This is a genomic window from Stenotrophomonas sp. BIGb0135 (genome assembly GCF_024810105.1).
GTDB classification, from domain to species: Bacteria; Pseudomonadota; Gammaproteobacteria; order Xanthomonadales; family Xanthomonadaceae; genus Stenotrophomonas; species Stenotrophomonas maltophilia_AB.
The window spans coordinates 65,951-87,910 of record NZ_JANUDX010000007.1; the positions used below are offsets into that span (position 1 = coordinate 65,951).

Consider the following 21,960-nt stretch of genomic DNA (forward strand, 5'->3'; position numbering starts at 1 on the left):
CGGGTGCTCCTCACAGGGTCAGGTCGTTGCGCAGGATCGTGCCGAGGCCGAAGCACTCGCGTCGGCTCTGGTTGTGGCTCAGCGGTTCGGCGCCGTTGGTGCGCGCCTTGTCGGTGAACCAGAGGGTGCCGGCCGCCTTCTGGCTGCTGCACTCCAGGAACCCGTCCGAGCAGCTGTTCAACCAGTTCTGGGTGAACTCCAGGCCGACGTTCTGCGCATAGCCGCCGCAGTAGCTGTTGCTGTCCCACACCGCCGACTCCACGTCCGAGCCGACCACCGCGCGGAACGCCTTGGGAAGCGCCGGTCGCCCTGCCGTGCCGTACAGGTTCTGCGCGTTGTAGGTGGCCATGTGGCCCACCTGCTGCTGGCGCACGGCGTCGCTCTTGTAGCCCAGCAGCCAGCCCACCGAGGATTCGAAGACATTGCCGTTGAGTGCGGCATCGGCCAGCGGGGTGCCGGCCGACGACGGCGCCAGCGCGGTCACCTTGCTGATGGTCTGGATGATCCTGGGGTAGCGGGCGTCGTAGGTGGGGTTGGACAGGATCCAGCGCACCACGTTGCCGCCGTTGGAATGGGTGATCACCACCAGTTTGGTGATGCCCTTGCTGTTGATGAAGGTGGTCAGCTGCCCGGCCAGGCAACCGGCCGCTTCGGGCTTCCACATGTACTGTTCGAAATCGCAGTTCACCACCGTGTAGTTGCTGCTGTTGGGCAGCCCCTGGCGCACGGTGTCGATGATCGCCGGTTGCCAGTAATCCGTGCGTGCATCGGTCTGCTTGCCGGTGCCGTGTACGAACGCCACCCCCACCACATCGGCGGCGTGCACATTGCCGCACGCCAGCATCAACCCCAGGGCGAGTCCACCGCCCAGCCTTCCCGCGTTGCTTCGCATCCGCTGTCTCCTTGCAGGTGATCCCCCTGATGACCGGCGCTACCGCATTGCCATGCCGTGCATCTATCCATGGATATATGACGAGTAGTGGCGCCTTGGGCGAAGCTATGTCGCGCGTCTATTGAAATCCGTGAACCAGTAGCGGGTTTCCATCATCCGATGCCCGGGCATGCCGGATCTGGCTGCATGACCAACGGCGGCTGTCCACGCCAGGTGAAGCTGCGATCATGCCGACTCGTTCGTACCGAGACCTGCCGATGTCGCTCCCCACCGCGCCTGCCCTGCGCCCCGTGCTGACCGCCGCCCTGCTTGCCGTCCTGGCCGGCTGCTCCACCACCGGGGCACCAGGCTCGACACCGGTGGAAGCGTCGGTGACCACCAAGGCGGTAGGTTATCTGTCCGCCGATGCGGTCCCGGCCAGCCTGGACCTGGTACCGGCCCCGCCCGCCGCGGGTTCGGCCGGTTTTGCGCTGGACGAACAGGTCAGCCGCGAGGCCCGCGCCCTGCGTGGCAGCCCGCGCTTCGAGCAGGCGCATCGCGACGCCGAACTCGGCTTCCCGGCCGGCGCCAACCAGTTCTCCTGCGCCATCGACGTGGACGTGGATGCGGTGAAGACCCCGGCGCTGTATCGCCTGCTGGAACGCAGCCGGATCGACGCCAGCGCCGCCACCCGCACCGCCAAGAAGCACTACCAGCGCGCACGTCCGTTCATGGTCAACAACGAGCCGACCTGCTCGCCGGAAGACGAGCAGGACCTGCGTGGCAATGGTTCCTATCCTTCCGGCCACACGTCGATCGGCTGGACCTGGGCGCTGATCCTGTCCGAGATCGTTCCTGATCGCGCCGACGCCATCCAGGCCCGCGGGCGCAACTATGGCGAGAGCCGTCTGGTGTGCAACGTGCACTGGCAGAGCGACATCCTCGAAGGCCGGTTCATGGGCGCCGCCGCCGTGGCACGCCTCCACGACAACGCCGCGTTCAACAAGGACCTGCTGGCCGCACGCAAGGAGATCGCCGCCGCGCGTAGGGCCGGGCTGCATTCCACCCGCGATTGCGCGGCCGAAGAAGCGGTGTTGAAGGTGCGGCCGGCGAGCGCGCTGTGAGTCGACGCCAGGCGGCCGTGTCCGACGGCGACGCTATGCCGTGCCCGGACGCACGTGGGATGGCCGCATCGGCACGGCGCGGCGCAACGTCGTCATCTTGAGCAGCTCGATGAGCACCAGCAGGCTGCCGACCACCATCGCGGTGGCGGCCGGGCTGGCGTCCAGTCTCTGAACCAGAGCAAGGGCCAAGGGCACCGACGGCATCACGAGCAACAGTCGGAACGGGATCTGTACGTAGGCAACGTACAGCCCCCATCGGCTGCGCCGTAACAGGAGCGCACACGAGACGAACAGGCTGGCCTGCAGCATCCAGCCCGGCAGCAGCACCATCAACGCCTGCACGCCGTAGGTCTCCACCACGGCACGCGATCCGATGACATCCTCGACATAGGGCACCTGTCCACGCCCCAGCGCGGCCAGCGTGTAGATCAGGATCTGCATCGCGTCCATGCCGCCCCAGATGCGGAATGCGCGCCCGGGCGTTGCACCATCGTTACCCGTAGTTGCCATCGTTCCAAGAATGTTTGGAGCGCCACCGCGGTCTGTACGCGGACGGGCGGAGCGGCGCGTGACGTGCAGTATGGGCAGGCTCGGTGGCGAGAGGAATGCAAGACATTGCAGATCGGCACAGACCTGCGCGGCGCTGACGCGGAAACGAACACGGCGCGGATTTCTCCGCGCCGTGTTCGTTTGTGCCGCAATCGTCCGTTGCCTCAGAACTTCGCGGTGAACTCCACGCCAAACGTACGCGGCTCGTTGAGGAAGCCGGTGAGGTTGTTGAAGTCGATCGCGCCAACCACGCGTACCTGGTCGGTCAGGTTGCGACCGTACACGGCCACGTCGTACTGGCCGTAATCCCAGTTGTAGCCCAGGCGCAGGCCACCTTCCAGCGAGGAGCGGCTGCGGAACTCCGGCGACTCGTACAGGAAGAAGTTGACCGGGCTGCGGTAGGCCCAGTCGGTGTACACGTACAGCTCGCTGGCGTCGTTGATCGGGAAACCGGCACGCAGGGTCAGGTTGTGGATCCACTTGGGCGCCTGCGGCAACGGGTTGCCGTTGACCAGCGCGTAGGTGGCACCGTCGATGACCGTGGTCGGGTCGGTGATGGTGCAGCCGCCACCGCAGATCGCCACCGCCAGGTCGCGGTCCTTGATCTCGGTGTCGTTGTAGCTGCTGCCCAGCGTCAACAGGACGTGGTCGGTGAGGTAGGCCTCGAAGTCCAGCTCGGCGCCCTGGCCGATGGTCTTGTCCGCATTGAGCAGGGTGGCGGTGTTGTTGCTGCCGCCCACCGCGATCAACTGCTGGCCATCGACGTTGTAGCGGAACACATTGAAGCCCAGGCGCGCGCGACGGTCGAACAGGTCGGCCTTGATGCCGGCCTCGTACGAGATCACCTTCTCCGAGTCGGCCTGCGAGACGCCACCGAAGGCCAGGCGGCCCTGGATCGACGGCGCACGGAAGCCCTTGGCAACGCGCGCATACGCGTTGAGGTTGTCGGTGATCTGGTAGACGCCGCTCAGGTCCCAGCTGACGTCGTTGACGTCGGTCCTGGCGATGTACGGACCGCTGACCGGGGTGCCGAACGGCACGGCCTGCAGCACGCTGGCGCTGAAGTCCTTCTTGTCCTGCGTGTAACGCACGCCACCGCGCAGCTTGAAGCGCTCGGTCACGTCGACATCGCCGGAGGCGAAGGCGGCCCACGCCTTGTTGCGCTGCTGCTGCACGGCATGGCCAGTCTGCGGATTGCCCGGGGTCAGCGAGTCGTAGTTGAAGCTGTCGATGGTGACGTCTTCATCGAAGTAGAACACGCCGGCCTGCCAGTCGAAGCGGCCCCATTCGTTGGATTCCACACGGAATTCCTGGGTCCACTGGCGATGGTGCGGCAGGCCGTCGGCCGACTCGGACGCGAACGGGATGTTGCCCGGGCCATAGTTGCCGGCACCGAGGAAGCTGGCACCGTAGCCGCCGTCGATGTCGCCATGGTTCAGCGATTCGGCGGTCTCGTAACCGGTGATCGAGTGCAGCGTCACCCGGCCCAGGTCCCACTTCAGGCGCGCACTGCCGCCCCAGGTTTCCAGGTCGGAGAAGTTCTGGCCATCGGTGGAGACGTCATCGCGGTCGAAGTTCTCGACCAGCTGGTTGGTGCCCGGCTTGATGATGTTGGCGCGGAACAGACGCGCGGTGCCGTTGAGCTTGCGCTTGTGCAGGTTGAACAGCGCTTCGACGTCGTCGCCTTCGTACAGGAACTGCACGCGGGCAGCGGCTTCGTCATAGCCCTCGAAGCCCTGCGCCGGCGCGTTGGCGCGGGTGTTGGTCACCCAGTCGTCGCGGCGCTGGTACAGCGCCGACACGCGGGCCGACCACCGGTCGGTCAGCGGACCACCGTAAGCGCCCTGCGTGTTCCAGGTGTTGTAGCTGCCGTAGGCAACCTTGATGTACCCGTCGGCATCCTGCGACGGACGCGCCGAATCGAACTTGACCACACCGGCCGGCGTGTTGCGGCCGAACAGCGTGCCCTGCGGACCGCGCAGCACTTCCACACCCGCCAGGTCGAACAGCGGGAAACCCTTCAGCAGCGGGCTTTCCTGCACCACGTCGTCATACACCAGCGACACCGGCTGCGAGGCATTGAGGTCGAAGTCGGTATTGCCCAGGCCGCGGATGTAGAAGCGCGGGAAGGCACGACCGTACGACGATTCGATGTTCAGGCTGGGCACGCGCGCGGACAGGAAGCGGATGTCGTCGCCGGCCGAGCCGAGCACATCCAGCTTCTCGCCCTGGATGGCCGAGATCGAGACCGGCACGTCCTTGGCGTTTTCGACGCGGCGCTGGGCCGTTACCTGCAAGGTATCCAGGGCGACGGGATCCTTGCTGGCGGGGGCATCCTGGGCTGCGGCCGTGAACGGCAGCAGGGCGGTCAGAGCGAGGACGAGCGGGTGCACGGACGGAAACCGGCCGTGGGCAGTGCGGTTCGGGAACATGGCGATTAGGCTGTGTTGGGAGGGGTGGTGGACCGGCGCTACCAGACAATTGTTGCAGTACAGCAACAGCGTCGCAAATTCCGGTCATTCATTACCAAGATCCGGCCAGGCAGATGTGAAGGCCGGCTGCGTCTTTCGACCGCGGTCACGACTTCCGGCCCACTCCGTCCCGAACGGGCCCGTTCTAGACTGGGCGCCCTCTTTCCTGCCAGGTACGTCGCCATGACCCAGTGGTACTTCCACACCGCCGGCCAGGCCGGCCGCGTTGGCCCGCTCGATGACGCGGCCGCCCGCCAGTTCGCCCAGTCCAACCCGCGTGCGCTGGTGTGGTGCGAGGGGATGAGCGGCTGGATGGCCATCGCCGAGGTCCCCGAACTGCTGGCCGGCAGCACCGGGCCGCAGGGTGCGCCGCCGCCGCTGCCCGGCACCGCCGCGCGCGGCCAGCGCGCCGATGACATCGACTTCCGCATCGTCGGCCATGAAATGCAGTTCGTGGAGATCGAGCTCGATCCGGGCGAAAGCGCCATTGCCGAAGCCGGCGCCTTGATGTTCAAGGACGCCGCGGTGCAGATGGACACCGTGTTCGGCGATGGCTCGCACAGCGGCCAGGGCGGCGGTTTCATGGACAAGCTGATGAGCGCGGGCAAGCGCGTGCTCACCGGCGAGAGCCTGTTCGCCACCCTCTACACCCACACCGGCCAGGGCAAGGCCAAGGTCGCCTTTGCCGCGCCCTACCCCGGCACCGTGCTGCCGATGAAGCTGGACGAGCACGGTGGCCGCCTGATCTGCCAGAAGGACAGCTTCCTGGCTGGCGCGCGCGGGGTGCAGATCGGGGTGCAGTTCCAGCGCAAGGTGATGACCGGACTGTTCGGCGGCGAGGGCTTCATCATGCAGAAGCTGGAGGGCGACGGCTGGGTGTTCGTGCATGCCGGCGGCTGCGTGGTCGAGCGCGAGCTGGCGGCCGGCGAGCGCCTGGACGTGGACACCGGCTGCGTGGTGGCTTACCACGCCACCGTGGACATGGACGTGCGCCGCGTGGCCGGCGTCAAAAGCATGGTGTTTGGCGGTGAAGGCGTGTTCCTGGCCACCCTGACCGGCCCGGGCAAGGTCTGGCTGCAGTCGCTGCCGTTCTCGCGCCTGGCCGGCCGGATGTGGATGGCCGCCCCGCAGACCGGTGGCCAGAGCCGCGGCGAGGGCTCGGTGCTGGGCGGGATCGGCCGCATCCTGGACGGCGACAACCGGTTCTGATCCTGTCACTGCCCGCGCGGCAACCGGATATGACTGGCCGTCCCGATCGGGCCGGCCAGCGGCCGGCAGTCCGGGTATGCTGGCGCCCTTGATGCCCATTCACTTTCTGCGACCCCGATGAAATCACTGCCCCGCATTCGTCTCACGCTGTCCGTTGCCCTGCTCGGCCTGCTGGCCGGCTGCGGCGGTGACCCGGTCCGCCCCACTCCGCCACCGGTGGCCACCCCGGTGGCGCAGGCCAAGCCGGTCAAGATCGGCATCGCGCTCGGCGGCGGTGCAGCCAAGGGCTTTGCGCACATCGGCGTGATCAAGATGCTGGAAGCCAATGGCTTCGAGCCGGTGGTGGTGTCCGGCACCAGCGCCGGCAGCGTGGTGGGCGCGCTGTACGCCAGCGGCATGGACGCGTTCCAGATGCAGTCCAAGGCCGTGGCCCTGGATGAAGCCAGCATCCGCGACATGCGCTTGTTCTCCGGCGGCCTGGTCCAGGGCCAGAAGCTGCAGGACTACGTGAACACCCAAGTGGACAACCGCCCCGCCGAGAAGCTGCAGAAGCCGTTCGCCGCGGTGGCCACGAACCTCGACACCGGCGAGCGCGCCGTGTTCGTGCGCGGCAACGTCGGCCAGGCGGTGCGCGCCTCCAGCAGCATCCCCGGCGTGTTCGAGCCGGTGAAGATCGGCAAGAACAGCTTCGTCGACGGCGGCGTGGTCAGCCCCGTACCGGTGGATGCCGCGCGCCAGCTGGGCGCCGACTTCGTCATCGCCGTGGATATCTCCAGCAAGGCCAGCGGCAAGTCGCCGACCGGCATGCTCGGCATCGTCAACCAGTCCATCGCGATCATGGGCCAGCGCCTGGGCGAGCAGGAACTGGCGCGTGCGGACATCATCATCCGCCCCAAGGTATTGGACATCGGTGCGGCCGATTTCAGCCAGCGCGGCTACGCGATCCTGGAAGGCGAGAAGGCGGCGATGGCAGCGATGCCGCAGATCCGCGCGAAGGTGCAGCAGCTGCAGCGCGCCCGCGCCGCGGCGCTGGCCCCGCCGCCGCCCAAGCCCAAGTGCGAGGAACCCTCGCGCGTGGGCAGGCTGATGGGCCGCAAGGAGAAGTGCGAGGGCTGAGCCCGCAGCTCCCGCCGGGCAGGCCCTGCCCGCCCGGCCCAGGGACGGTCGCGCGTGATGCCGTCCCGGAGCAGCGCGTCACGCCCCGCATTCCACCTGGCCGCATTCTCGGCCGATCTAGCGTGGCACGCCTTGTGCGGGGCGCTCCGTTGTCACCTGGCTCTGCAGAAAGATCGCCGTTGCGCGCGCTTCAAGGCGCTGCCATTGGGGAAGCAGATCCCGCAGGTACCCAAGCTTCACGACAACCCGGTGATCGGCCAGTACAAAGCGATGTTCGCAACGTGCCATTCCATCCGTGCTGGTCTTTGTTGGAATGCCATTCTTCCACGCGTAACCCGGGTCGATCTGCTCCCGCGATGTGCAGCTGATCAATCGGTCGATGCGCCCTGCCGGGTCTGTTGAGATGAACCAGTCCATGTTCGCCGCAGCCTTCATCACCCTCATATCATCGCCAATTCCTTTCGCTCGGTAGTGTGCTCGAGCACGCACGAGATCCACGTAATAGGGCTTGAGCCCGTGCTGAGGTTCTCCCTCGATCCGTGCGCCGAGCGAACGAGTGGGACTTTCAGGATCGTATTCCTGGGGCGTGGACAGCCGCTCCAATATCTGCAGAGGCGTAAAGCGGTCGGAATAGCTGAAATCGATGTCAATGGTGCGCAATGCCTGATCAACCGACAGGCCGATGCGATCACCGGGCTTGAAGGCTTCCAACGACGGGTACTCGAGCGCCAGCCCAAAGCTGCCGTCATGCTCGGTGCCGATCTGGTTATCGAAGTAGTTCTGTGGCAGCGCCAACAGATACGGGCCTACGCAGGCCTGCTTCAGTGGCGCCGGATCGGCGTAGGGGTCCTGCGGGCCCACGCTGCGCTGCCGCGTGCAGCCCTGCTCGTTGGTCTGGGTGAGCTCCGCCGGCTTCTGCGCCGGCGGTCGCGCGCATGCTGCCAGCGGCAGCAGTGCGACAAGAAGCAGCAGGCGATTGACGAGGGATGTCATGTGGATCGCACCCTCCCCTGATGCCGGTGCGACGATGTCCGCCGCATCAGATCTGCATTGCCGCAAACGCTCGCGCCGGATCGGTCTGCGCGTGCTCGACCTGCATTGCAGGTGCGCGGGCACGCTCCTGGTCGAGCGCGGCTCCCCTGCGTTGCTCCATGGCGCCCGTCAACAACCCTTTGGCGTGCGTTTCGAATTCTTGCCAACGTGCGAGTCCCTCGCGCGGATACTCGATGCGAACCAGCGTGCTCAGCGCGGCGACCATGAATGTATGCTTGCAAACCGCGTATCCATAGTCTCTGCTTGTGACTAGCTTTCCATCACGGTAGGCCACGCCGGAGACGGTTATCTCTCGCGGCGTGCATTTGATCACCGTGGCGACTTCGCCTGCTGCGTCTTTGGCCAGGAACCAGTCAGTGTGCCGGTCGGCCTTCATGACGGAAGCGGTGTCCTTGAATCCCTTCGCTCGATAGTGCTCACGCACAACGGCCATATCGACGTAATAGGGACTCAGTCCGTACAGTAAATCACCCCGGATGCGATTCTCCAGCGACGCCTCTGGATCCTCCGCCTCATACTCCATTGGCGTGTAGCTTCGTCGCATTGCTTCGTGGACATCGACTTGATCGATGTAGTCGTACTCCACGCTCATTGTGCGTACCGACACATCGGCGGTCAGGCCCATCCGCTCGCCGGGTTTGAACGGCTGGAGCGAGGGATACTCCAGCGCCAGCGAGTAGCTGCCATCATGCTCCGTGCCGACCTGGTTGTAGAAGTAGTTCTGCGGAAACGCGAGGAGGTGCGGTCCGAGACAAGCTTCCTTCAAGGGTGCAGGATCGGCATAGGGGTCCTGCGGACCCACGCTGCGCTGTCGCGTGCAGCCCTGCTCGTTGGTCTGGGTGAGCTCCGCCGGCTTCTGCTCCGGCTGTCGCGCACATGCCACAGTTGGCAGCAATACGGCGAGGAGCAGCATGCGTACTGCGCGGGAGGGCATATTGATTACATCCTCCCTGGATGAGGGGGCAGCGTTGGCCGCTCTGGCGATGCTCAAATCTACTTGACTGAGACCGGCCATGGCTGCGCCTCCTTGCGCTCAACAGTGATGGATCGTGCCAGCAGTTCGGTGGCACGCTGCTCGATCTTCCGCCATCGCGTCAGACCTTCTCTTGGATATCGTACGGTGATGAGGGTGTCCAGCTCCAGATTCATGAACGTCTGGCTGCATCGCGGTACGCCGACGGCCTCTCCTTTCACCGCTTTTGCCTGGCGGGACGCCACTCCGGCCGCTGCCACCTCGCGAGGGGTACATTTAATGACCGTGCTCACTTCACCATCTTCATTTCTGGCGATGAACCAATCCGTGTGAAAGGAAGCGTTCATCACTGGTGCAGTCTCGCGCAGCCCTTGCATTCGATAGTGTGCGCGTACTTTCTCCATATCAACGTAGTAAGGAGTCAGGCCATCGCTTGGAGTGCCTTTGGTTCGGCCGTCCAATGTCTCCTGCGGCATCCCGCGCTGGTACTCCATCGGCACATATGTGGCCGTCAGCGCGTCGCGCGCATCTCCCCCGTCGATGTAGGTGTACTTGACCATGACGGTCCGCGCAGACACATCGGCGGTCAGCCCCATTCGCTCGCCGGGCTTGAATGGCTGCAGCGAGGGATACTCCAGCGCCAGCGAGTAGCTGCCATCATGCTCGGTGCCGATCTGGTTGTAGAAGTAATTCTGCGGAAACGCGAGCAGGTACGGTCCCAGGCAGACCTGCTTCAATGGCGCCGGATCGGCATAGGCGTCCTGCGGACCCACGCTGCGCTGTCGCGTGCAGCCCTGCTCGTTGGTCTGGGTGAGCTCCGCCGGCTTCTGCGCAGGATGGCGTGCACATGCTGCCAGCGGCAGCAGTGCGGCAAAGAGCAGCATGCGTGTGACGAGGCATGTCATATTGATCGCATTCTCCCTGATGCCGGTGCGACGGTGCCCACCACATCAGATCTGCATTGCCGCAGACGCTCGCGCCGGATCCGCCTGCGCGTGCTCCATCTGCATTGCAGGTGCGCGGGCACGCTCCTGGTCGAGCGCGGCCAATTGCTGGAAAGACTGCTCCGGTGGCGTGGTGATGGCCTGTGCGGTTGGCATGTGGGCGCGGCGATGGGTCGGGTCGTCCAGCGCGCCCTGCACCACGAAGACGTGATCACCTCCGGCCTTACCCTGGCTGGGGGCTGTCAGCACCACCTGATCGACCCGGTCCAGCCGGTTGGTCGCGGCCAGCGTGGTCAAGCTGGCCGTCATGCATTCACTGTGCCGGTCCCAGCCTTTGCCGACCTCGGCATCCAGCCCCCGGACGCCTGCGGCACACTGCTGGTAAAGACCGTTGCGGGCGTGATCGGGCGACCTGGGATCGGTGGCCTGTGCGAGCTGCGCCGGTGAGGCGTGCTCCGGCGCGCCCACCTCGGCAAGCACCTGCGGGCTTTTCATGATCGGGCGGTTGCGATTGGGGTCCTCCGGATGGAAGTCATCACGCAGGTCCTGACGCTGCTGGCGAACGCGGCGGGCATCGTCAAGGTACTCGAGGGTGGCCTTGTCCGTCACCGGCACCGACGCTGGGCTGAAGGATCCCACTGGGATCGGCAGTGGCCCCAGCGGCACGCTGACCTTCACCTCGATTTCCCGGCGCCACTGGCCGCCTTCGGCGTTGTACTGGTACGTCTGGCCGCGAAGTTCGATGCGGTTGGGATCAGTGTTGGGAGTTGGCTGAAGGCCCGCCGGCAGACGTGCGCGACTCATGTCGGCCAAGTAGGCTTCCATTTTCGGGCCGTCGTCGTTGTACGTGGTCAAAAGCAGTTTTGTGGTCTCGAGTGCACGGTCCGTGCCAGCGTTGCGGTTGTCCAGAAGCACGGTCCAGACGCGTTCGGCTTCCGCTTCACCTCCATGCTCACGCGCTGCCTCAAGTAGCTGGCGTGGAGTCCATCCATTTCGACTTATCTCTCTGCGTTCAAGGCTGGCATCGTGATAACCCTGCACGTCCAACGTAGGAAGATTGAGCGCAAGATCGGGTTGGCCGGCGGACATGTACGGCAGCCGCGCAGCTAGATCACGGCCAATAAGGTCCACACCAAAGGCCTGCCAATCGCTCTCCTTCATAGCTTTCCCGTCACGCGCGGCCTGCTGATTGGCGAAGTTGTTTGCGGTCGCTCCAGGCGCGTTGTCATTTCGCACGACGCCAAGTGCCAGGAGGCCATAGCCATCATTGCCAGGCTTTTGGGACAAATAGTTGAAGTAAAGCTCGCGGTTTCCGTTCTCCACGTAGAAATGCAGGATCTCAATGTCCTTGCTGTCTAGCCCAGGCTTCGCGCTCTTTTCCATGTCAGTGTCGCTCCCTTTTTAATTCTCTTTCAAGAAAAATTGCCTGCGCGCGTGCTTCCAGGCGTTGCCACTGGGGCAGCAAGTCTCTCAAGTATGAGACGGATACGAGGACCTCTCGGCCTGGAATCACGAACATGTGGTCGCATCGTGCCACCCCGATCGTCGAATTCTTGACCGGCACATTGTCTCGCCAGTCATATCCCGGATCCTTCATTTCCCGCGATGCGCAGCTGACCAACCGTTCCACCCGTCCAGCGACGTCAAACGAAACGTACCAGTCGTAATTCGACTCCGACTGGATCAGCGGCGTGTCTTTGCTTGCGCCTTTTCCGAGGTAGTGCGCGCGTACGCGCGCCATGTCTACGTAGTAAGGAGTCAGCCCGTTCACCTCCTCGCCCTTGATCCTGTCCTTGAATGAGCGACTGGGGCTGTCTGGCTCGTATTCCGGAAGCGTGGACGTTCGCTCCAGTATCTCCAGTGGCGTGTAGCGATCAGAGTAGCCATACCGGATGCGGACGGTGCGCAGCGATTTGGCAACCGGCAGATCTATGCGCTCCCCTGGCTTGAAAGGCTGCAACGACGGGTACTCCAACGCCAGCGCAAAGCTGCCGTCGTGCTCGGTGCCGATCTGGTTATCGAAGTAGTTCTGCGGAAGCTCCAACAGATACGGACCTACGCAGGCCTGCTTCAATGGCGCCGGATCGGCATAGGGGTCCTGCGGACCCACGCTGCGCTGTCGCGTGCAGCCCTGCTCGTTGGTCTGGGTGCGCTCCACCGGCGTCTGTGCCGGCGGCCGTGCACATGCTGCAAGTGGCAGCAGCGCGGCGAGCAGCAACGTGCGTACTACGCGGGACGTCATATTGATTACATCCTCCCTGGATGCGGGTGGAGCGCTGGCCGCTCCGTCAGCGCTGTGGCCGGGATGGGGCGACATCAGGTCGTCCAGGGCGTGGTCTTCGCGCAGCATGAACTCAACACCAAACGCCCGCCATTCGTCCTCGTTCGCGATCACACCATCGACGCGCGCCTGCCTGTCTGTGAAAGAGCTCGCCGTTGCGGCTGGCGCGTCAACGTTACGCACAACGCCCAGTGCGAGCTGGCCATATCCGTCGTTGCCTTCCTTCTTTGCAGGAAAGTTGGAGTACAGCCCGCGATTCCCAACGTACGCGTAACGCATCAGCGCCTTCATATCCTGTTCGTTCACGCCTGCCATGGCCCGACGTCCTATTGGTCATTTTACTTTTTACTGATACTTCCGACGAGCAGTTCACCCGCTCGCTGTTCGATCCGATGCCAGTCCTTCAGCGCTGCGCGGACATAGGTAACCCTGGCGCGAATGCGGTATTCCGGGAGAATGAAAAAGTGATCGCACTCAGGCAACTCGCTCTCCTCACTCCTGATCATCCGCCCTTCGCTGAAGCGGACGCCGGATTCAGTCACCCCGCGGGATGTGCATTTGACGATGGTCTGGATGTCGCCGTTCCGATCACGGGCCACGTACCAATCCCGATGTGAGCGGTCCTGCATGCCCGGTGCGTCGTCTGCCAAGCCGCGCGCACGCAGGTACGCACGTATTCGTTCCATGTCAGCGTAATAGGGAACCAGGCCATGGACTTCCTCCCCCTGCAGCCTGAGCTTCAGCGATGCTGCGGGGTCATCCCGTTCAAAAGCCATCGGCGTGTATGCATTCCGTAGCGATTGGTGGACGTCGATCCGATCAACATAGCTGTAGTTGATGCTGAGTGTCCGCGCGAAAACGTCCTTGTTGAACGATTTTCGCTCCCCCGGCTTGAACGGCTGCAACGACGGATACTCCAACGCCAAGGCAAAACTTCCGTCGTGTTCCGTCCCGATCTGGTTATCGAAGTAGTTTTGCGGCAGCTCCAGCAGATACGGGCCTACGCAGGCCTGCTTCAAGGGCACCGGATCGGCATAGGCATCCTGCGGCCCTACGCTGCGCTGTCGCGTGCAGCCCTGCTCGTTGGTCTGGGTGCGCTCCACTGGCGTCTGCTCCGGCTGTCTCGCACAGGCTGCCAGCGGCAGCAGCGCGGCCAGGACCAGCGTGCGTAATGCATGACACGTCATCCCACTGCATCCTCCATTGATGCGCACATGCCGACGAATGTACCCGACTACGGCGGTCGCCGTCCGGGATCACTCCAGCTGTGACAACGGCAATGCCCGGAAATCCTTCACCGTGCGCAGCACGAAGCTGGAATTGACGTCGGCCACGCCGGCGGCGTTGAGCAGCTTGTCCAGCAGGAAACTGGAGAAATGCTCCAGGTCGCGTACGTAGATGTGCAGCAGGTAGTCCATGTCGCCCGTGAGCGCGTGGCACGCCACTACTTCGTCCCACTCCAGCACGCTGTCGGCGAACACGCCGATGGCGTGCTGGTCGTGCTTCTCCAGCTGCACGCGCACGAAGGCCTGCAGGCCCAGGCCGATCTGGCGTGGCTCCAGCCGCGCGCCGTAACCGGCGATCACGCCTTCGCTCTCCAGCCGCTGCACGCGGCGCAGGCAGGCCGACGGGGACAGGTTCACCCGGGCGGCGAGTTCGGCATTGGTGGCGCGGCCGTGCTGCTGGATTTCGGCCAGCAGGCGCAGATCCGTGCGGTCGAACTGAGGTTCCCCGGCCATTGCTGCTCCGCAACATGAGATGTACGCAAGGATATTGCGCCAAACGGGCAGATCCGTGCAACTTTGCAACCCCCTTGCGTGCCCCCTGCCCTAGCATCGTCAGATGACTTCCCAGGAGACCACCACGATGGAAACCGCCACCGCCCCGCGCCGCGTCGAACACCAGCAGACCGACAAGGGCTACGTGCCGGTCTATACCACCGCCGTGGTTGAACAGCCCTGGGACACCTACACCGCCGACGACCACGCGACCTGGAGCACCCTGTACAAGCGCCAGCGCGAGCTGCTCGAGGGCCGTGCCAGCAAGGAGTTCCTGTACGCGCAGGACGAGATGGGCATGAGCGCGCACATGATTCCGCGCTTCGACCAGCTCAACGAGGTCCTGGGCGCGGCGACGGGCTGGACCCTCGTAGGCGTGGAAGGGCTGTTGCCGGAGCTGGACTTCTTCGACCACCTGGCCAACCGGCGTTTCCCGGTGACCTGGTGGATCCGCCGCCCGGACCAGATCGACTACATCGCCGAGCCGGACATGTTCCACGACTTGTTCGGCCACGTACCGCTACTGATGAACCCGGTGTTTGCCGACTACATGGCCGCCTATGGCCGCGGCGGCGTGAAGGCGCATGCGATCGGCCCCGAGGCGCTGCAGCATCTCACCCGGCTGTACTGGTACACGGTGGAGTTCGGCCTGATCAACACCGACGAGGGCCTGCGCATCTACGGTGCCGGCATCGTCTCGTCCAAGGGCGAGTCGCTGTACTCGCTGGAATCGGCGGCACCGAACCGCATCGGCTTCGACCTGGAGCGGATCATGCGCACCCGCTACCGCATCGACACCTTCCAGAAGACCTACTTCGTCATCGACAGTTTCGAGCAGTTGATGGAAGCGACGGCGCCGGACTTCACGCCGATCTACGCGGCGCTGGAAGCCAGGGATCATCTGCCCGCCGGTGAGGTGCAGGACGGCGACCGCGTGTTCCAGAAGGGCACCGGCGAAGGCTGGGAAGACGGCGGCGACGTGTGAGCCAGAGTGCGGGTCCGCTATCCTGACCCGCATGACCGACATTTTCGCTTCCCTGCGCGTTACCGCTGTCGATTTCGACGATGACGTTGTTCTGCTGTCGCTCGCCGATGGCCGCCGGACCCGGCAGCCGTTGCGGTGGACACCTGCGCTGCACGAGGCCGACGCCCTGCAGCGCGCGGGCTGGGTACCCACCGTCGACGGCCTGGGTGTGAACTGGCCGACCCTGCTTCCGGTGCAGGACCACGGCGTGGTCGATGTGCCCAACCAGGTGTGGGATGACCGTTACGAGGCGGCGCTGGCACGGCTGCAGTCGGCCGCATGGTCGCTGGATGCACTGTCCGACCAGGACCAGCAACTGGTCGCGCTGTGGCGCATGGAGGCGGACATCAACAACGGCGGCTTCATGCAGTTCCTGTGCAACTGGGGCGATCCCACCTGCCAGCTCGCATTGCGTGCGCTGCAGGCGATGGGCGCGGTGAAGACGCACGCGATCCTGGCCGGCATGCGCGGGCTGCTGGACCGCCTGGAGGACGATCCGGCGATCCAGGAACTGCAGGACCTGTATGGCGCGATGAGCGAGGACGAACAGCAGGCGCTGGACGACTTCGACGCGGCCTACTTCGAGCGGCCCGAGGACCTGGCGCGGCTGGGCCTGCTGCACTTCGGGCCCGAGCCGCTGGCGTAGCGCCGGGCACGGGCGCGGCATGACCGGTCAGCGCGGATAGGCCAGCAGCAGCACCAGGTCATCTTCGCCCACCTGCTGCAGCGCATGCAGGCTGCCGGTGCGGGTCAGCAGTGCATCTCCCGCGCCTACGTCGTACTGCTTGCCGTCCAGCACGTAGCTGCCCTGCCCGCTGACGATGTAGTAGATCTCGTCCTTGTGCTGCGGGTGCAGGCCGATGCCGGCGCCCTTGTGCAGCACGCGCTTGCGCAGCACGAACGGCAGCTCATCGGCGGCGAAGAACGGGTAGGCGGTGGTCGGGCCGGCACCACCATGGGGGCCGGGCTGGGTGATTGCGATGTCGCGTTCGTGTACCACGCGCGAGGGTTTCGACGCATCTGCGCCCTGCCCCGCACTGCGCACGTCGCAATCGATGTCGCGTGTCAGCGCAGCCTTCAGCGCAGGCTGCAGCCCAACCCAGTCGCGCACGACCAGGCAGGCGACGGCGTTCGCACCGGCGGTACTGAAGTGCGTGCCGTCGGCCTTGTTCTGTTCGGGCACGAACAGGAAGTACGGCTTGGCGCCCTGCTCGCCCAACGCGCGGATCCAGCGCGTGGAGCTGTCGTTGAGATCGATCAGCGCGATCTGCTCGCGGGCGGCCAGCTGCTTCATGGCCTGGGTGTACAGCGCGTGCGTATCCAGCAGCGAGCCGAAGTCGTAGAGCAGCCGCGCCACCGGAGTGATCAGCACGGGCGTGGCGCCTTTGTCGCGGGCCAGCTGCACGTAGCGCATCAGGAACTGCGGGTACGCCGTGGCAGGATCGGTATGACGGGTGGGATCTTCGACCTTGGCATCGTTGTGCCCGAACTGGATCAGCAGCACGTCACCGCGCTGGAGTTCGGCGGCGATCGCGTCCAGGCGTTTCTCGTCGATGAAGCTGCGCGTGCTGCGGCCGCCCTTGGCATGGTTGCGCACCTCCCACACGGCCGGATCGAGATAGCCCTGCAGGGCCTGGCCCCAACCGGCTTGCGGCGCACGCTCGGGGCCGTATTCGGCGGCGGTGGAGTCGCCGGCAATGAAGACGCGGTGCGGGGCGCACAGCGCGCTGAACGCGGCGAGCAGCAGCGACAGGGACAGCATCAAACGCAACATGGTCATGCTCCTGGAGAGCGGCTGGCCAACGGCCGGCACCACCGGCGTGCATCTGGGGGAAAGCCCCCTGCGTCAGGGGGCGACCGCGAAGCGGTGGGGAATCGAAAGTAACGTCGCGCGGGGCCCACGATCTGCAGCGCAGACCGTGGGCGCGCCAGCGCGCAGCGACGGCGTTACCGCGCGAGCCAGCCGCCATCCACCGGCAGCACCGCGCCGTTGACGTAATCCGAGGCGCTGGACGCCAGGAACACGGCGGTGCCGCCGAGGTCTTCCGGCGTGCCCCAGCGCGCGGCCGGGATGCGGTCGAGGATGGACTTGTTGCGGTCCTGGTCGGCGCGCAGCGCGGCGGTGTTGTCGGTGGCCATGTAGCCCGGGGCGATCGCGTTGACGTTGATGCCCTTGCTGGCCCACTCGTTGGCAAGCAGGCGGGTGATGCCGGCGATGCCGCTCTTGCTGGCGGTGTAGGACGGCACCCGGATGCCGCCCTGGAAGGACAGCATGGAGGCGATGTTGATGATCTTGCCGCGGCCCTGGGCGATGAAGTGCCTGCCGGCGGCCTGCGAGATGAAGAACGCGGACTTGATGTTGACGTTCATGACGTCATCCCAGTCCTGCTCGCTGAAGTCCACCGCGTCGGCGCGGCGGATCAGGCCGGCGTTGTTGACCAGGATATCCAGGCCACCGAGGCCCTCGATGGTTTCGCGGATGACCCGCTCCACCGGCTCGATGCTGATCAGGTTGGCTTCGATCGCCAGGCAGCGGCGGCCCAGCGCGGTGATGGCGGCGATGGTCTCGGTGGGCGGCTGGATGCCCGCCACGGCGACGTCGGCACCGGCCTGCGCCAGTGCCACCGCGATGCCCTGCCCCAGGCCGGTGTTGCCACCGGTGACCAGGGCGACCTTGCCTTCCAGACTGAACGGATTAGCCATTGCGTATGCGGTCCTTTTCCAATGCGGCACAGGCGCCGCCCGCACGCTGCGGGCGGCGCATCGGGGTCACTTGAGCTGGCAGATGTCCAGCACGTGCATGTCGGTGTAATCCAGGTTCTCGCCACCCATCGCCCAGATGAAGGCGTAGTTGCTGGTGCCGGCGCCCATGTGGATCGACCACGGCGGGGACACCACCGCTTCATTGTTCTGGATGACGATGTGGCGCTGGGCCTCCGGCTCGCCCATGAAGTGGTAGACGCGGTCGTTCTGGCCCAGGTCGAAGTAGAAATAGACCTCGCTGCGGCGGTCATGCAGGTGCGGCGGCATGGTGTTCCAGACGCTGCCCGGCTTGAGCACGGTCAGGCCCAGCAGCAGCTGCGAGGACTGGCAGGTGGCCGGCACGATGTACTGGTAGATGGTGCGCTCGTTGCTGGTTTCCAGCGCGCCGCGATCCAGCGCGACGGCATCCTTGATCGACAGCTGCTTGGTCTCGAAGCGCGCATGCGCCGGGGTGGAGGCCAGGTAGAACTGCGCCGGGGTGGCGGCGTCGTCGGAGGCGAACACGACCTCTTCGCTGCCCATGGCCACGTACAGGCCGTCCTTCGGCCCCAGCGTGAACACGGTGCCATCGACGGTGACGGTGCCGCTGCCAGCGCCGACGTTGATGATGCCCAGCTCGCGGCGCTCCAGGAACGCGTGGCCAGCGGCGGAGGCCGGCTCGGTCTGCTTGGGCAGCGACAGCGGGCCCTTGACCGGGGCGGCACCGCCGAGCACGAAGCGCTCGTAGTGGGTGTACTTCAGCGTCACCGCATCGGCATTGAACAGGCCGTCGAGCAGGTAGAGCTCGCGCAGGTCGTCGTTGCTGGCGCCCTTGATGGCGTCGGGATGGGTGGCGTAGTGGGTCTTGCAGTACATGGCGTCTCCAGAGCAGGGGTGGGCCGACGGGTCGGCCCCGGCGCGATTTCCGGTCATTCTAGCCAGATGGGAAACCGGTGTCATTTTGCATTGCGGCAGTGGGGGCCGTGCGCCCCACGATGGTTCGGTACAGCGGTGCGATCGGCCACCGGTTACCCCGGCGCGTGGCGACGCGTTCGTCTTGACCCCGCGGTGTCGCCGCCGCGGCGCGGGCTAATCCTCCGGCGGCTGGCAGGAATCGCGCACGATCAGGTGCGGGCGCACGCTGGCGATCTGCAGCGCGGCCTGGCCGTCGGGCTGGATCAGCATCGCGGCCGCGGTGCGCCCGGTGTCACGGGTGTGGCGGCGCACCGAGGTGAGCGACGGCCACAGGCGCGAGGCCAGCGGGCTGTCGTCGTAGCCGATGATCGACAGCTGCCGCGGGATGTTGATGCCCGCGCGCAGCGCGACCTTGTAGATACCCGCGGCCATTTCGTCGTTGCCGGTGAAGATCGCGGTCGGGCGCTGCTTGCCCAGCAGCAGCTTCTCGGCGGCGGCCACGCCGGATTCGAAGGTGTAGCCGGCCTCGACGATGCGCGCTGGCGGCAGTTCGATGCCGCGTTGGGCCAGGGCGTCGATGAAGCCGGCGGTACGTTCGTGTGCCGATCGGTAGGCACTGGGGCCGGTGACCAGCGCGATGTCGCGGTGGCCCAGCGAGAGCAGGTAATCGGCGGCTTCGGCCGCGCCATCGCGGTCGTGGGTGACCACCATCTGCGAGGTGTCGTCCAGCGGCAGCGAGGCGATGCGGGTGAAGCGGCAGCCGATCTCGTCGAGCATGTCCACCAGCGCCTGGTCCTCGGACGCGCGCGGCACCAGGATCACGCCATGCAGCTTCTGCTGCTGCACGAAGCGGCGCACGCCGTCGATGTAGCCCGGACTGCGCGAGTCGCAGGGATGCACCACCAGCTCGAAGCTGGAGCCGCGCAGCGCATCCAGGGCGCCGTACTGCATGTCCACGATGTACTGCGCGGTGGGGTTGTCGTAGACCATGCCGATCAGGAACGAGCGTCGGAACGCCAGGCCACGCGCCAGCGGATCGGGCGCGTAGCCGACCTCGCGCATCAGCGCCTCGACCTTTTCACGGGTGTCTTTGCGCACCAGCGGCGAGTTGTTGATGATGCGCGAGACGGTCTTCTTGGATACCCCGGACAGGCGCGCGATGTCATTGATCGTGGCGGCCTTGCCCTTGGTCAATCCGTGCGGCGGCATCGGATCGGTTTTGCTGCGCAATGACATGTCGTTCAAACCGGGGATGAGTCAGGGGATTCTAGCGGGCCGTTCAATCCAGGGCCCGGTAGCGGAAATGGCGGAACCGCACCTTGCCCTCACCGGCGGCGTACAGGGCCGGCTTCAGGGCGAGGAACTTCCCGGCCACATTGTGATGGTAGCCGGAGACTTCCATCTGAACCGGGTACTTCTGCCAGGTCTGGCCGTCGGCGCTGGTATGGATGGTGACGATGTGGCGGTTGTTGGTCACCCGCAGCCAGAGCCGGCCGCCCTTGGTGCTGGGCGCGAGCCGGGTGGGGCGCTCCTCGCCGTAGCGGTGCATGACGAAGGCCTCGCCGTTGCTGCCCACGCCGGCGTACAGGCGGTCGCTGTAGAAGAGCAGGGCACCGCCCACCGCGCCGGGACCGACCTCCATCTCCACCTCGAACTGGTAGGCCGGATCGCCAGCGATGGCGGTCAGCGGGGAGGCGTCCCGCGGGGTCAGGCCCTTGCCCTGCAGCAGCAGGCCGTCGCCGCTGAAGTCCAGGCGCCGGTACTCGTCCTGGGCGGGGTTGAAGAACGACCACTGCGCGCCGAGGGCAGGGCCCTTGAAGTCATCCGACAGCGCCATGCCATGCGCGCCCACCGAGGCACCCGCCGGCTTGCGCAGCGGCTGGCCCAGATCACCGCCCTTGGCCACGAACCAGCCGTCGGCGGTCCATTCGATCGGCTCCAGCAGGGCCTGGCGGCCGAGCGTCCAGTACCCGTTCTCGTAACCGTGGTACATCATCCACCAGCGCCCGTCGGTGCCCTCGATGACGGTGGCGTGGCCACGCGACCACCAGGGCTCCGACGCCGACTGGGTACGCATGATCGGGTTGTTGGGCGCGTTCACCCACGGCCCATGGATGGAGCGCGAGCGGGCCGTGATCACCATGTGCCCGGTGGGCGGGCCGGCGGTGCCACCCACGGCGGTGGTCATGTAGTACCAGCCATCGCGGAAATTGATCTTCGGCCCTTCCTGCGCATAGGCCTCCACGTCCCAGCTTTCCGGGTATTTCCAGCCGTCGTAGACGTGCCTGGGCGTGCCGACCACGCTCAGGCCATCATCGGCCAGCTGCACGTAGGCGCCGCCGCTGAGGAACAGGTAGCGCTTGCCGTCTTCGCCCACCGCGTGGCCGGGATCGATATAGCCGCCCAGCCCGATGTCGATCGGCTCGCTCCACGGGCCCTTGATGTGGTCGGCCCAGACCACGAAGTTGCTGCGGGCCTCGGCGGTGCGCGCGGGAAAGTAGATGAAGTAGCGGCCCTGGTGCTTGACGATGTCCGGTGCCCAGATCGCGCCCACGTTCCTGGTGATCGCATGACCCAGCGGCTGCCAGTTGACCAGGTCGCGCGAGTGCCAGATCGGCAGGCCGGGGTAGGCGTCGAACGAGGACAGGGTGAGGTAGTAGTCCTCGCCATCCTTGAGCACGGAGGGGTCGGGATGGTCGCCGGCCAGCACCGGGTTGAGGAAGGTGCCATTGCCGAGGTCGGCCTGGCGCTGGTGCTCGATGCCCCGCTTCCATGGCGTGGTGGGTGGGGCGGAGTGTACCGCCGTGGCCAGCAGCAGGCCGGCGGCGAGGCCGGCCAGGGTCTTGCACAGGGTCATCGCAGGTCTCCGCAGTTCAATGGCGGGACGCGCGCGTGCAGGCCGCGTCCCGG

Annotated in this window: 20 protein-coding genes; 5 read left to right on the forward strand and 15 right to left on the reverse strand. The window is 65.7% G+C overall.

Annotation, left to right across the window (positions count from 1 at the left end):
- Positions 1 to 10: 10 nt before the first annotated feature.
- Complete coding sequence (locus tag M2421_RS14505) at positions 11 to 844, reverse strand: hypothetical protein (protein ID WP_259208231.1); 834 nt, start codon at positions 842 to 844, stop codon at positions 11 to 13.
- A 305-nt stretch (positions 845 to 1,149) separates the two neighbouring features.
- Between M2421_RS14505 and M2421_RS14510 the strand changes: the two genes are divergently transcribed.
- Positions 1,150 to 1,995 (forward strand): phosphatase PAP2 family protein, encoded by an 846-nt coding sequence (locus M2421_RS14510; RefSeq protein ID WP_259208233.1) that lies wholly within the window; start codon positions 1,150 to 1,152, stop codon positions 1,993 to 1,995.
- A 33-nt stretch (positions 1,996 to 2,028) separates the two neighbouring features.
- Here the strand turns inward: M2421_RS14510 and M2421_RS14515 are convergent, their stop codons facing one another.
- Together M2421_RS14515 and M2421_RS14520 are read right to left on the reverse strand one after the other, a co-directional pair.
- Positions 2,029 to 2,436: a hypothetical protein gene (locus tag M2421_RS14515; protein ID WP_259207925.1), complete on the reverse strand. Its 408-nt coding sequence runs from the start codon at positions 2,434 to 2,436 to the stop codon at positions 2,029 to 2,031.
- 272 nt (positions 2,437 to 2,708) lie between these two features.
- Positions 2,709 to 4,976, reverse strand: coding sequence for a TonB-dependent receptor (locus tag M2421_RS14520; protein ID WP_259207926.1), 2,268 nt, complete (start codon positions 4,974 to 4,976; stop codon positions 2,709 to 2,711).
- A 222-nt stretch (positions 4,977 to 5,198) separates the two neighbouring features.
- Between M2421_RS14520 and M2421_RS14525 the strand changes: the two genes are divergently transcribed.
- Together M2421_RS14525 and M2421_RS14530 are read left to right on the forward strand one after the other, a co-directional pair.
- The gene (locus M2421_RS14525) at positions 5,199 to 6,224 is read left to right on the forward strand and encodes a TIGR00266 family protein (protein WP_259207928.1); all 1,026 of its coding nucleotides are present in this window, start codon (positions 5,199 to 5,201) and stop codon (positions 6,222 to 6,224) included.
- A gap of 117 nt (positions 6,225 to 6,341) precedes the next feature.
- Positions 6,342 to 7,340, forward strand: coding sequence for a patatin-like phospholipase family protein (locus M2421_RS14530; protein WP_259207930.1), 999 nt, complete (start codon positions 6,342 to 6,344; stop codon positions 7,338 to 7,340).
- 117 nt (positions 7,341 to 7,457) lie between these two features.
- On the opposite strand, the gene M2421_RS14535 is transcribed toward M2421_RS14530, so the two are convergent.
- From M2421_RS14535 to M2421_RS14565, 7 genes are all read right to left on the reverse strand, one after another.
- Entirely contained in the window at positions 7,458 to 8,333 is an 876-nt protein-coding gene (locus M2421_RS14535) for a hypothetical protein (RefSeq protein ID WP_259207932.1), read from the reverse strand.
- A gap of 46 nt (positions 8,334 to 8,379) precedes the next feature.
- Complete coding sequence (locus M2421_RS14540; protein WP_259207936.1) at positions 8,380 to 9,408, reverse strand: hypothetical protein; 1,029 nt, start codon at positions 9,406 to 9,408, stop codon at positions 8,380 to 8,382.
- Positions 9,387 to 10,250, reverse strand: a complete 864-nt coding sequence (locus M2421_RS14545; protein WP_259207938.1) for a hypothetical protein — start codon at positions 10,248 to 10,250, stop codon at positions 9,387 to 9,389. The genes M2421_RS14540 and M2421_RS14545 overlap by 22 nt, the downstream gene beginning before the upstream one ends.
- A gap of 66 nt (positions 10,251 to 10,316) precedes the next feature.
- On the reverse strand, positions 10,317 to 11,693 hold the full coding sequence (locus M2421_RS14550) for an XVIPCD domain-containing protein (protein ID WP_259207940.1): 1,377 nt from the start codon (positions 11,691 to 11,693) through the stop codon (positions 10,317 to 10,319).
- A gap of 1 nt (position 11,694) precedes the next feature.
- Positions 11,695 to 12,906: a hypothetical protein gene (locus tag M2421_RS14555; RefSeq protein ID WP_259207941.1), complete on the reverse strand. Its 1,212-nt coding sequence runs from the start codon at positions 12,904 to 12,906 to the stop codon at positions 11,695 to 11,697.
- A 23-nt stretch (positions 12,907 to 12,929) separates the two neighbouring features.
- Positions 12,930 to 13,778: a hypothetical protein gene (locus M2421_RS14560; protein ID WP_259207944.1), complete on the reverse strand. Its 849-nt coding sequence runs from the start codon at positions 13,776 to 13,778 to the stop codon at positions 12,930 to 12,932.
- A gap of 69 nt (positions 13,779 to 13,847) precedes the next feature.
- On the reverse strand, positions 13,848 to 14,330 hold the full coding sequence (locus M2421_RS14565; protein ID WP_259207946.1) for an Lrp/AsnC family transcriptional regulator: 483 nt from the start codon (positions 14,328 to 14,330) through the stop codon (positions 13,848 to 13,850).
- A gap of 127 nt (positions 14,331 to 14,457) precedes the next feature.
- On the opposite strand from M2421_RS14565, the gene phhA reads away from it, so the two are divergent.
- Together phhA and M2421_RS14575 are read left to right on the forward strand one after the other, a co-directional pair.
- Positions 14,458 to 15,354, forward strand: a complete 897-nt coding sequence (phhA, locus tag M2421_RS14570; RefSeq protein WP_259208235.1) for a phenylalanine 4-monooxygenase — start codon at positions 14,458 to 14,460, stop codon at positions 15,352 to 15,354.
- 31 nt (positions 15,355 to 15,385) lie between these two features.
- Positions 15,386 to 16,039, forward strand: coding sequence for a DUF4375 domain-containing protein (locus M2421_RS14575; protein WP_259207947.1), 654 nt, complete (start codon positions 15,386 to 15,388; stop codon positions 16,037 to 16,039).
- A 27-nt stretch (positions 16,040 to 16,066) separates the two neighbouring features.
- Here M2421_RS14575 and M2421_RS14580 read toward each other — a convergent pair whose 3' ends face one another.
- The 5 genes from M2421_RS14580 to M2421_RS14600 all read right to left on the reverse strand — a co-directional run bounded on the left by M2421_RS14580 (position 16,067) and on the right by M2421_RS14600 (position 21,907).
- Positions 16,067 to 17,167 carry a GDSL-type esterase/lipase family protein gene (locus M2421_RS14580; RefSeq protein WP_259207950.1) on the reverse strand — a complete coding sequence of 367 codons (1,101 nt, stop codon included), beginning with the start codon at positions 17,165 to 17,167 and terminating at the stop codon, positions 16,067 to 16,069.
- 173 nt (positions 17,168 to 17,340) lie between these two features.
- A complete protein-coding gene (kduD, locus tag M2421_RS14585) occupies positions 17,341 to 18,096 on the reverse strand; it encodes a 2-dehydro-3-deoxy-D-gluconate 5-dehydrogenase KduD (protein ID WP_259207953.1) in 756 nt (251 codons plus the stop codon).
- 66 nt (positions 18,097 to 18,162) lie between these two features.
- Complete coding sequence (gene kduI / locus M2421_RS14590) at positions 18,163 to 19,011, reverse strand: 5-dehydro-4-deoxy-D-glucuronate isomerase (protein ID WP_259207955.1); 849 nt, start codon at positions 19,009 to 19,011, stop codon at positions 18,163 to 18,165.
- Between the two features lie 213 nt (positions 19,012 to 19,224).
- Complete coding sequence (locus M2421_RS14595) at positions 19,225 to 20,259, reverse strand: LacI family DNA-binding transcriptional regulator (RefSeq protein ID WP_259208236.1); 1,035 nt, start codon at positions 20,257 to 20,259, stop codon at positions 19,225 to 19,227.
- A gap of 70 nt (positions 20,260 to 20,329) precedes the next feature.
- A complete protein-coding gene (locus M2421_RS14600) occupies positions 20,330 to 21,907 on the reverse strand; it encodes a family 43 glycosylhydrolase (RefSeq protein WP_259207957.1) in 1,578 nt (525 codons plus the stop codon).
- Positions 21,908 to 21,960 lie beyond the last annotated feature (53 nt).